The following is a 10209-nucleotide window of genomic DNA, read 5'->3' on the forward strand; positions in this document are numbered from 1 at the left end:
GCCTGCCGTGACTCTTGGGAAAATACGGCTCAAGCCGCGCCATCTGCTCGTCCGTCAGCCAGTACAGGTTGCTCATGCTCCGTCTCCTTGCGGAGCCTGAATCAGATCGCGCCTCTCAAATCAATGGGTCCTGACCCTAGACAAGCTGCTCAGCGCTTCGTCGCGTCTTCACCGAAATACTTCTCCCAGTCGAACTGGGTCAGGCCGAACAACAGCAACAGCATCACCACCTCGATCGCGATTGCGGTCGGGCTGGTCAGCGAATGCCTGAATGTGTCGCCGAGCGAGCTTTTCTCCAGTCCCTTCGCGGTCGCCGCATAGAGCGAATAGGAAACCAACCGACCGGCGAAGAAGGCCGCGGTAAACGGCAGCAGTCGTATCCCCGCGAGCCCCGCCGCCTCGAACAGCTGCGCCGACGGAACGGGCGACAAGGCGAACAGCCCGAGCGCAAGGAAGGTGTTCCGCTTCCGGCGCTGAAGCAGCCGTCCGGCGGCGGCGACATTCTTCGCCATCCGCTCCGGAATATGCCCGCGCAGCAGGCGAAAGCCATGCGCCAGCCCGAACCGCCCGATCGCTGCCGCCACCGCCCCGGTCAGCACCAACCCCGGCAGCGGCAGTTGCGAGTTGAGGCCGTAGAGGACGATGATCGACCAGGTCGGCGGCCCGAACGCCGGCAACAGGTTCACGCCGAGCACGATCGCGAACAAGGTGAGATAGACCGTCATCATCCTGTCATCCGGGCAACGATGTCACCCGTCAACTCGCGTGTCGGCGGTTTTCGTTCTTCGATAGGCAGCCGGTATTTTCATTTTGAATCAGATTATTACGGACAGGCCGTAGTCGACTTTGGCAGCCAATCTTGTTCTCATTTAATAATTGTTGACAGCTATTTTGTTTCTTCATAGTACATGCGCTTAATTCGGCACGACTCCGAAAACTATAGTTACGCGGATTGCCCTTGCGATGCTGCGAGCTGCACCACGCGTCGATGTTTGAGCTGCTAGTCGCAAGTGATGGCTCGCATGATTTTTCCCACATGCGACACCACGCTCTCTGCCTGAGCGTCTTGGTGACCATGTTGATACGATTAGCTTGAAGTGATCGTCTCTCTAATATGAAAGGAGCATCAAGATGAAGGAACAGGTTCGACTCTATCGGCGTGCCTTGTCGGGCACGAGCGTCTTGGCCGTTGCTACGCTGGCATTTCCCTTGGTCACCGCCCCCGTCGCATTCGCCAAGCCCGCGACGGCCAGTTCGACCGCGGTTATCTCGGTCTATGCCACGGGATTCAACAATCCTCGCGGGCTGAAATTCGGACCCGACGGAAATCTTTACGTCGCCGAAGGTGGCCCCGGGGGGACGAACTCGACCGTCGGCCAATGCGATCAGGTGCCGGCGCCTGTCGGCCCGTACACCGGGAGCGCAACGGGCGGACGCATTTCCAAGGTCGTGAATCACGTCCGCACGACCGTCGTCGACAGCTTCCCGTCGAGCCAGATCTCAGCTGGTCAGGGCGGCCTCGTCAGCGGCGTGGCCGACGTGGCATTCATCGGCAACACGCTCTACGCGCTGCTCGGCGGGGCCGGTTGCTCGCACGGCGTGCTCAATTCGACCAATGGCATTTACCGGGTGAACGGCAACGGCAGCACCAGCCTCATCGCCGATCTCAGCGCATTCCAGCAATTCCACCCGGTCGCGCACCCCGAGCCCGATGATTTCGAGCCCGACGGAACCTGGTACAGCATGGTTGCCGAGCGCGGCTCCTTCTATGCGGTCGAGCCCAATCATGGCGAACTCGTCCGGGTGACGACTGGCGGCCAAATTACCCGGGTCGCCGACATCTCCGCCAGCCAGGGGCATATCGTCCCGACCGCGATCGCGTATCACGGCAACTTCTACGTCGGCAATCTCAACCCGTTCCCGATCCAGAGCGGCTCGTCGAAGATCTACAAGCTCACCCCGAGCGGCCAGATTCAACCGGTCGTGTGGGGGCTGACGGCCGTGCTCGGCGTCGCCTTCGACCACCGCGCGCGAATGTACGTGCTGGAGAATACGACCGGCCATCCGTTTCCGACGCCGGGAACGGGGCAAATTGTCCGCGTGACCGGTTTCGCCAACAAGGAGGTCATCGCGTCGGGGCTGTTCCTGCCGACAGCGATGACCTTCGGGCCCGACGGTGCGCTCTATGTTTCCAACAAGGGCTTCGGCCCGCCGGCGTCGCTGCCCGATGGACCGGGCGAGGTATTGAGGATCACGGTCCCCGACTGAGGTTTATTCCGAAACGGCCCGGACGGCGTGCGACGAGGTCCGTCGACCGTCGCGCCGGGCCATTTCGTGTCACGGACTCGTCTGGGGCTTATTTCAACCGTTCGATCCGCTGCGCCGCCTCGTCGAGGATGGCGGTCACTTCGTGAACCAGCGCCTCGTCGAAGCCTTCGTGGGCAACGCGGTTGCGTAGTGCCGACATGAGGTTGCCCATTGCCCGTCGGATATTGGCCCCACCATGCGGCGCCTCTCGCGGTTTGGTCTCGTCGAGCCGCGCGAGCAGCGCGTCGACCTCGGCCTCATTCTCCGCGAGATGGGCGGTGCCCTCGGCAGTGACCGCGAACGCTTTGCGCGAACCTTCGGCCGCCTGCTCCTCGATCAACCCCATGTCGGTCAGCATCGTCAGCGTCGGATAGACCACCCCCGGGCTCGGCGCATATTGGCCACCGGTCCTCTCCTCGATCGCGCGGATCAGGTCGTAACCGTGGCGCGGTTCGTCGGCGATCAGCCTGAGCAGCACCAGCCGCAACTCGCCCGAGCCGAACATCCGGCGCCGGCCGCGCGGCCGCTCTCCGTCGCCGCCCCAGCCGCCGCCCGGACGGCCCCAGCCACCACCGCGCGGACCGCCGAATTCGAAGCGAATTCCGGCCGGTCCGAACGACGCGCCGAAGCCCCGTTTAAAGTTTTCGCGGCCTTCACCGCGTGAGCCGCATCCGCGACCCGTCATATGCATCTGCATAATTCCCATGATTCCTTTCATAAGATAGCTCTAAGATATATCTTAATACAATCTTTGCAAGAACCAAACGCGAAGCTGCGTGATTTTTTCCGCCGAACCGCGTTAGTGACCCCGATGGCCGACCTGTTCGCAAGCAACGAAGCTCAACCCGCAGGCGTCCCGTATGCCCACCCGGCCGACGGCCCGCTCGCCGACCGCCTCCGCCCCGCGGGCCTCGGCGAGATCATCGGCCAGGAGCATCTGACCGGCCCCGACGGCGCGATCGGGCGAATGGTCGCGGCGGGCAAACTGTCGTCGATGATCCTGTGGGGGCCACCGGGGACCGGCAAGACCAGCCTCGCGCGCCTGCTCGCCGCCGCGGTCGGGCTGCGCTTCGTTGCGCTCTCGGCGGTCTTCTCGGGCGTCGCCGACCTCAAGAAGATCTTCGCCGAAGCTCGGCAATTCGCCCGCACCGGCCGCAAGACGTTGCTGTTCGTCGACGAGATCCACCGCTTCAATCGCGCCCAACAGGACGGCTTCCTGCCGTTCGTCGAGGACGGCACGATCACGCTCGTCGGCGCGACCACCGAGAACCCCAGCTTCGAGCTCAACGCCGCCTTGCTCTCCCGCTGCCAGGTGCTGATCCTCCAGCGGCTCGACCACACGGCGCTGTGCAAGCTCCTCGACCGCGCCGAAGTCCTCGTCGGCCGCGCCCTCCCCCTCACCGCGCAAGCCCGCGACGCGCTCGTCGCCAGCGCCGATGGCGACGGCCGCTTCCTCCTCAACCAGGCCGAAACCCTGATCGACATTGCGCCCGATGCCGACCTCGACCCGACCGCGCTCGCCGCTCTCCTTCAGCGCCGCGTCGCGGTTTACGACAAGGACCGCGAGGGCCACTACAACCTCATCTCCGCGCTCCACAAATCGATCCGCGGCTCGGATCCGCAAGCCGCGCTCTATTACCTCGCCCGCATGCTCACCGCCGGCGAGGAACCCCTGTTCCTCCTCCGCCGCCTCGTCCGCGCGGCAGTCGAGGACATCGGCCTCGCCGACCCGCAGGCGCTCGTTCAGTGCATCGCCGCCAAGGACAGCTATGACTTCCTCGGCTCCCCCGAGGGCGAGCTCGGTATCGCCCAAGCCTGCCTTTACCTTGCCACCGCCCCCAAATCGAACGCGGTTTACGTCGCCCAGAAGGAAGCATGGCGCTCGGCCAGGGAAACCGGCTCTCTAATGCCGCCGATGAATATCCTCGGCGCACCGACGAAACTCATGAAGGACATCGGCTACGGCGCCGGCTACGCCTACGACCATGACGCCGAGGACGGCTTCTCGGGCGCCAATTACTGGCCCGACGACATGACACCGCGCGCCTTCTACCGCCCGACCGACCGCGGGTTCGAGAAGCGGCTTGCCGAACGCCTCGCATGGTGGGACGAACGGCGCCGAAACAAATCTGAACCCCACGGGTTGAGCGATCACGAACAGGGAGGCGAATGATGTATATCGACAGCGGCACGGGCGCATACATGCAGGATCAGCTGATGCTGTGGGGGCCGAAAATCCTCATCGCCATCCTCATCATCATCGCCACCTGGATCGTCGCACGTGCGGTCAAGTGGGCGCTGCAGAAGACCATCGACAAAGTCCCGACCCTCAAGCGTCATCATCACGGCGCACCCGGCGAAACCGTCGGCCACCAGCTCGGCACCATCGCCCAGCTGATCGTGTGGCTGGTCGGGATCATGGCCGCGCTGCAATTCCTCGGGATCGGCCAGATCCTTGCCCCGATCAACGCGCTGACCCTGCAGATCTTCGCCTTCCTGCCGAAGCTGCTCGGCGCCGGACTGATCTTCTTCATCGGCCTGATCGTCGCGCGGATCGTGCGCAAGATCGTCGAGACCGCGCTGACCGTCGCCAATGTCGACGGGTTGCTCGCCAAGGCCGGGATCGGCGACAACGCCTCGACCGTCCGCACCGACCCCAGCGCCGTGCCCCCCGGCGCCGCCCCCGGCGCGACCCGTGCGACCCTTGCCAAGGCCGCCGGCATCCTCGTCTTCGCGCTGATTATCATCCCGGTTGCGATCGCGGCGCTACAGGTGCTCGGCATTGAGGCGATCTCGGTCCCGGCGATCAACATGCTCAACGAAATCCTCGCCGCCATCCCGCGCGTCCTCACCGCCGCGCTGTGGCTCGGGATCGCGTTCATCGCCGCGCGCTTCCTCAAGACGCTGATCGAAGGCATCCTGCCGCCGACCGGCTTCGACCAGGCGGTCAAGTCGACCGGCATCCTCCCCGCTACCACCAGCCCGACGCGGATCGTCGCCAACATCGCCTTCATCGCGATCATGCTGACCGCCGGGATCGAAGCGGCGCAACAGCTCGGCGGTGGCACCGTCGCGGTGTTCCTCGCCCAGATCACCGAGCTTGGCGGCAAGGTCATCTTCGGCACACTGATCATCGTCGCCGGCGTGTTCTTGTCGCGCGTGGTGTCGGGCCTTGTCGGCTCGTCGACCGGCGACGGCGGCTATGCGCAAACAATAGTGCGATACGCCATCATCGCATTGTTTACGGCGATTGGCCTGACCTTCATGGGCCTCGCCGATGCGATCGTGATGATGGCGTTTGGGTTGATCCTCGGCTCGGCGGCGGTTGCCACGGCGCTGGCCTTCGGGCTCGGCGGGCGTGACGCCGCGGCGCGGTTTCTGGAACGCTACGGCGACCGAGCGGCGAGCCAGGCGCAGACCCCCAAAACCCCGCCGCGCCTCGAGAAGCCGACCCCGCCGGCCACGCCCGAGGATTGAACGACGGCGAGCCCCGCTTCCGGTCCTTTGTCGCGATCGACTGGTCGGGGGCGAAGGGGCGGCGGCACAAGGGAATTGCAGTTGCCGAGGCGCGTCATGGAAGTGGCGCGCCTCGCATCATCCGCCCGGATCATGTCTGGTCGCGGACCGAATTGCTCGACTGGCTGTTCGAGCAAGCCGAGCGCGAGCCCACCCTGTTCGGGTTCGACTTCAGCTTCGCCCCGCCGTTCGTCGAGCGCGGCGCCTACCTCCCCGGCGAAGCGAATGTCCCGACCAACGCCCGCGCCTTCTGGCACTATGTCGACCACCACAGCGACGACGAGGACCTCGGCGCGGCGAGCTTCCTCGAAGCGGTCCACCGACCGCACTTCTACTTCGGCATCGCCGACGGGGTGAAGGCCGATTTCGTCCACTTCCGCCAGTGCGACGCCGCGTTGAACGCGCAAAGCGGCCGAAAGACCGCCTCGGCCTATGACGCGATCGGCGCGGCGCAGGTCGCCAAGGCGAGTTTTTCCGGGATGCGCCTGCTTCACCGCCTAGACGGGCAAGTCGCGATCTGGCCGATAGACCCGCTCCCCACCCCGGGGAGCAAGAACGCCAGCGCGGTGGTCGAGATCTACACCCGCATATATCTTCGACGCGCCGGGATGAGCGGCGCCAAGCTGCGCACCGCCGCCGACGTCGATCGCGCCCTGATGGGTCTGGGGAGCGACCCCGCCAGCCTCCTGGTCGACCCGACCGATCACCAGAGCGACGCGCTGGTCACCGCCGCCGGAATGCGAGCGCTGGCCCAGGACCCTTCGTCGTTCGCCCCACCCGGCCTCACAGCGCAGATTGCGCGCACCGAAGGCTGGACCTTCGGCGTCCTCTGACGCAAAGCCGGATTTGGACGCCGGTTTAGCTCAGATGGTAGAGCAGCGGTTTTGTAAACCGAAGGTCGCGGGTTCGATTCCTGCAACCGGCACCACCGATTTATCGTTCTTTATCAGTAGTTTAGACGTGACAAGTGTTTTCAATATTGTCGCGTAATTACCGAGGGATAGGGCGCCCGTTGGGGTAAGCGCGCGGACGAGAGACTGCTCACTCAGCGACTCTGGAGGAAGATCCGAGGTGTTATCTCCCGAGGGCCAATAGCGAGTCTGTGCATCAGGGGCGACGATCGACCTGAGATTCCCAGCCATTCTTGGGGGTGGCAGGAACCACAATGAGCCCTGAGAAGGCGGCATCGAGCGGCGCGTGGTCAGGCCGCGCCGAACAGACAGCATTGTTGCTCCCATCGGTAGGGAAGACGCGGAGTCCTGACGAGAGGCGTTGCGCTCAAGGTTTTCGGCTGCAATCCGCCCAAGATTGACTTGACGATGCTCGGGGCAAGATAACTCACGCGTGTGAGTGCGATCGCATAATCGCGTCCATAACCGAGTTCGGCCGCTCCCTGGTCGAGCGAGCTACTTTCCAGGATGGCCTTGCGCACCGCGAACGCGCGCGCCAGCAGCTTGACCAGGTTCGCATCGGCTGGGGTTGCGCTTCCCTCGGTCTCAAGCAGCATCTTGGCCTGCTTGCCGACGCGGATGAGAGCTGGCGGAAGAGCGACGCTAACTTTCAGGCCATCCTCCTCAGCGAGGAGCGCGTCGATCGCGTCGAGTTTCCAATCAATCGTCAGCCCAGCAACCGACACGTCGATGCGACGGATGAGCAAGAGCAACAGCGCGCGCTGCTCGGAGCCGGGCGCGTCATCGAGCACGGCCGTGGCGCCGCGCCGGGCATTCTGAAGTCGCGTGATGACTTCACTATCGAGATCGCCTTTGCGGCTGCGCTCGTGGACACGCTTGTGGATCTCGGCGGTCAAAGCGCAGCAGATGATCCGCTCGATTTCCACTGCGCCCACGCGCCAGGCAGGGGCCGCCGCGAGATCCCCGCGAGCACCGTCAACCTGCGACACGTAGTAGCGATAGCGCCGCTGCTGCTTCACCGCATGGCTCGGCGACATCATCCGTCCGTGCTCGTCGCGCATCAACCCGGCGAGCAGGCTGGGCTCGCGGGCATTGACGCCATGACGGCGCTGGACGCGGGCGGATGCGAGTTGCGCCTGAACCCGATCGAACAGCTGCGGGTCGATAATCGGATCCTGAAGCCCGGGGTAGGCCTTCCCTTTGTGAACCATGTCGCCGACGTAGATCCGGTTTTGAAGAATAACGTACAGCGGTCCTCGGCTGATCGGTTGCTCGCCATAAGGCCGACCGCCGCGATAGACTCGGCGTTTGCTGCGGACACCGCGCTGATCCAGCTCGACCTGGAGCGCCCGGCCAGAGCCGAGATCGAGATAGCGGGTGAAGATCATCCTCACCGTTGCGGCCTCACCCTCGTCGATGATCAGCTTGCGATCGACGACATTATATCCGAGCGGCACCGGTCCGCCCATGAACATGCCCTTGGCCTTCGAGGCGGCGATCTTGTCGCGGATACGCTCACCGGTGACCTCCCGCTCGAACTGCGCAAACGACAACAAGACGTTGAGGGTAAGGCGCCCCATGCTGGTGGTGGTATTGAACGACTGGGTGACCGACACGAAGCTGGCGTTCGCCGCATCGAGAACATCGACGATCTTGGCGAAGTCGGATAGCGCCCGGGTAAGGCGATCGACCTTGTAGACGACGATGACATCGACTTTCCCGGCCGCCACCTTGGCCAGCAGCGCCTTCAAGGCGGGGCGTTCCATGTTCCCACCCGAATACCCACCGTCGTCGTAGATGTCCGGCAACTCGGTCCATCCCTCGTGGCGCTGACTGAGGATGTAAGCCGCACAGGCCTCGCGCTGGGCATCGAGACTGTTGAACTCCTGTTCGAGCCCCTCCTCGGTCGATTTACGCGTATAGATCGCGCAGCGGATCTTCGCGGTGCCGCCCTCGCCGTGGCGGCCGGCAGGCTTATGCATTGGGCGGCCCTCCACGCCCTTTCAGGCCGAAGAACCGCGGGCCCGACCATTTGGTCCCGGTGATGGTGGAGGCAATTTCGCTAAGCGAGGAGTAGCGCTGATCGCGGTAAGAAAACCCCTGCTCCTCAATGAGGACATGATGGGTGGCTCCGCCCCAGTCGCGCACCAGCCGAGTGCCGGGTTTGATGTGCAGGCCCGCGACTGCCACAGGCGCCGTACGGTCGGACTGACGTCCGATCCGCTCCAGCTCGCGGACAACTGAGGGCTTTAGCCCGCCATGCACCTCCTCCTGGAGCCGGTAAGCAATCCCGCGCCGCAGCAGATCGGGAGTCATGGCGGGAGCTGGCGACTTGAGCACGCGCTGCCATTCGGCGGCCAGCTGCACCGGCGACATGGTCGCCAGCGCAGTGAGCCTTTGTTCAAGCGTTATCATCTCAGGATGCCGCGATCGTATAGGTCGTGACACCACCGCGCGTACCGCGCTCAATGTCGTGGCCCTTCTTGCGCAGGCCGGTAAGGGCGGCACGCGTCGAGTGAGGGAGCCAGCCCGTGGCGGCGATCAGTTCGACGAGGGTTGCGCCGCCTTTGCGGCGAAGCAGATCGGCGACCATGCTGATCTTGCTGACTGGCTTGGTGGGTAGCTTTGCTTTCTTCATGGGGCGCCTCCGCTATCGAGAGCGGCATGAGCGCCGCTTCCACCACCCTCAGCCCCGCATAAGAAGATCCCGCGGGGCGGTGAACCGCTGCCCGCGGCAAGGTTCACGTCGACAGCAATGCTCGGTTCGACGGGGAAGTCGAATGGTATCTGCATTAAGCGCCGAGCTATTTTCGAACAGCACCGCAACGGGTTTGCAATGCGGCCCGGCGCTCGGGATTGATGCTGCGCGATGCGAGGGTCGGTGGTTCGAGTCCATCATTGTGCACCACCCAGTCTTAAGTATCTGAGATTAGTGTTTTTTCATTGAAGTCAGCCTCAAAATAGGCGCACTTCCGGGACTTCTGGCTGCGGTTAAATCGAGGTGCGGGGGCCACTGAGACGATTCTAGGCGAAACTCGGCGCCCATTACAGTCCGGTTTGTGCACCGGCATCCAACGCGAAACCCCACCTCGCGCCTCTCAACTCATTGATTGGGCGCAATAAGGAGAAACTGAACAGTGCAAAATCGGCGTCGCGAGGAACCCCCCTTTGGAGCACGTTTTCGGTCGGTTACTCAGATACTTAGGCCATAATCACCGGAGGTCCTGCGTTGAACGCCGACCCACATCTATGGCACCCGCAAAGTCTGGCATCAGCTGCGGCGCGAAGGGATCAAGGTAGTCAAGTGCACTGTGGAGCAGGCGATCCATGCCCGTAATACCAAGTCCCTTGGGCTCTGACTCAACGCGGGGGATTCCCAAGACGGCTATGATCTGATTCAACATCGCAAGCTGTGGGAGGTTTGCGATGGCGTCGGCGGTCGGGCTGCGGGGTGATTTTGATGGGGTGGGGCTGG

At 63.8% G+C, this 10209-nt stretch carries 9 protein-coding genes and 1 tRNA gene; 5 read left to right on the forward strand and 5 right to left on the reverse strand.

Translation table 11 applies throughout. The features are described 5' to 3' along the window. Window positions 1-149: 149 nt before the first annotated feature. On the reverse strand, window positions 150-728 hold the full coding sequence (locus Q0R27_RS11950; protein ID WP_293945074.1) for a hypothetical protein: 579 nt from the start codon (window positions 726-728) through the stop codon (window positions 150-152). A gap of 403 nt (window positions 729-1131) precedes the next feature. Between Q0R27_RS11950 and Q0R27_RS11955 the strand changes: the two genes are divergently transcribed. After that, window positions 1132-2268, forward strand: a complete 1137-nt coding sequence (locus tag Q0R27_RS11955; protein ID WP_293945076.1) for a ScyD/ScyE family protein — start codon at window positions 1132-1134, stop codon at window positions 2266-2268. Between the two features lie 88 nt (window positions 2269-2356). Here Q0R27_RS11955 and Q0R27_RS11960 read toward each other — a convergent pair whose 3' ends face one another. Next, window positions 2357-2992, reverse strand: coding sequence for a PadR family transcriptional regulator (locus tag Q0R27_RS11960; RefSeq protein WP_293945078.1), 636 nt, complete (start codon window positions 2990-2992; stop codon window positions 2357-2359). A gap of 126 nt (window positions 2993-3118) precedes the next feature. On the opposite strand from Q0R27_RS11960, the gene Q0R27_RS11965 reads away from it, so the two are divergent. From Q0R27_RS11965 to Q0R27_RS11980, 4 genes are all read left to right on the forward strand, one after another. After that, window positions 3119-4480, forward strand: coding sequence for a replication-associated recombination protein A (locus tag Q0R27_RS11965; RefSeq protein ID WP_293945080.1), 1362 nt, complete (start codon window positions 3119-3121; stop codon window positions 4478-4480). Continuing rightward, entirely contained in the window at window positions 4477-5784 is a 1308-nt protein-coding gene (locus Q0R27_RS11970; RefSeq protein WP_293945082.1) for a mechanosensitive ion channel, read from the forward strand. The genes Q0R27_RS11965 and Q0R27_RS11970 overlap by 4 nt, the downstream gene beginning before the upstream one ends. Continuing rightward, a complete protein-coding gene (locus Q0R27_RS11975) occupies window positions 5781-6656 on the forward strand; it encodes a hypothetical protein (RefSeq protein WP_293945084.1) in 876 nt (291 codons plus the stop codon). Before Q0R27_RS11970 ends, Q0R27_RS11975 begins: the two co-directional genes overlap by 4 nt. Window positions 6657-6675: 19 nt before the next feature. Beyond that, a tRNA-Thr gene (locus tag Q0R27_RS11980) sits at window positions 6676-6751 on the forward strand. Between the two features lie 273 nt (window positions 6752-7024). Here Q0R27_RS11980 and Q0R27_RS11985 read toward each other — a convergent pair. From Q0R27_RS11985 to Q0R27_RS11995, 3 genes are read right to left on the reverse strand one after another with little or no spacing between them, the layout of a single operon-like run. Next, window positions 7025-8716 carry a recombinase family protein gene (locus Q0R27_RS11985; RefSeq protein ID WP_293945086.1) on the reverse strand — a complete coding sequence of 564 codons (1692 nt, stop codon included), beginning with the start codon at window positions 8714-8716 and terminating at the stop codon, window positions 7025-7027. After that, window positions 8709-9149, reverse strand: a complete 441-nt coding sequence (locus Q0R27_RS11990) for a DUF2924 domain-containing protein (protein WP_293945088.1) — start codon at window positions 9147-9149, stop codon at window positions 8709-8711. The genes Q0R27_RS11985 and Q0R27_RS11990 overlap by 8 nt, the downstream gene beginning before the upstream one ends. A 1-nt stretch (window position 9150) precedes the next feature. Beyond that, a complete protein-coding gene (locus tag Q0R27_RS11995) occupies window positions 9151-9372 on the reverse strand; it encodes a DUF3489 domain-containing protein (RefSeq protein ID WP_293945091.1) in 222 nt (73 codons plus the stop codon). Between the last annotated feature and the right edge of the window lie 837 nt (window positions 9373-10209).

Source organism: Sphingomonas sp., assembly GCF_025362505.1.
Taxonomy (GTDB): domain Bacteria; phylum Pseudomonadota; class Alphaproteobacteria; order Sphingomonadales; family Sphingomonadaceae; genus Sphingomicrobium.

What these genes read in the sequence shown, in the direction of transcription:
- Q0R27_RS11955 (WP_293945076.1), top strand. Translation starts at nt 1,132, where the DNA reads ATGAAGGAACAGGTTCGACTCTATCGGCGTGCCTTGTCGGGCACGAGC.
- Q0R27_RS11995 (WP_293945091.1), bottom strand. Translation starts at nt 9,372, where the DNA reads ATGAAGAAAGCAAAGCTACCCACCAAGCCAGTCAGCAAGATCAGCATG.
- Q0R27_RS11950 (WP_293945074.1), bottom strand. Translation starts at nt 728, where the DNA reads ATGATGACGGTCTATCTCACCTTGTTCGCGATCGTGCTCGGCGTGAAC.
- Q0R27_RS11985 (WP_293945086.1), bottom strand. Translation starts at nt 8,716, where the DNA reads ATGCATAAGCCTGCCGGCCGCCACGGCGAGGGCGGCACCGCGAAGATC.
- Q0R27_RS11965 (WP_293945080.1), top strand. Translation starts at nt 3,119, where the DNA reads ATGGCCGACCTGTTCGCAAGCAACGAAGCTCAACCCGCAGGCGTCCCG.
- Q0R27_RS11970 (WP_293945082.1), top strand. Translation starts at nt 4,477, where the DNA reads ATGATGTATATCGACAGCGGCACGGGCGCATACATGCAGGATCAGCTG.
- Q0R27_RS11990 (WP_293945088.1), bottom strand. Translation starts at nt 9,149, where the DNA reads ATGATAACGCTTGAACAAAGGCTCACTGCGCTGGCGACCATGTCGCCG.
- Q0R27_RS11960 (WP_293945078.1), bottom strand. Translation starts at nt 2,992, where the DNA reads ATGACGGGTCGCGGATGCGGCTCACGCGGTGAAGGCCGCGAAAACTTT.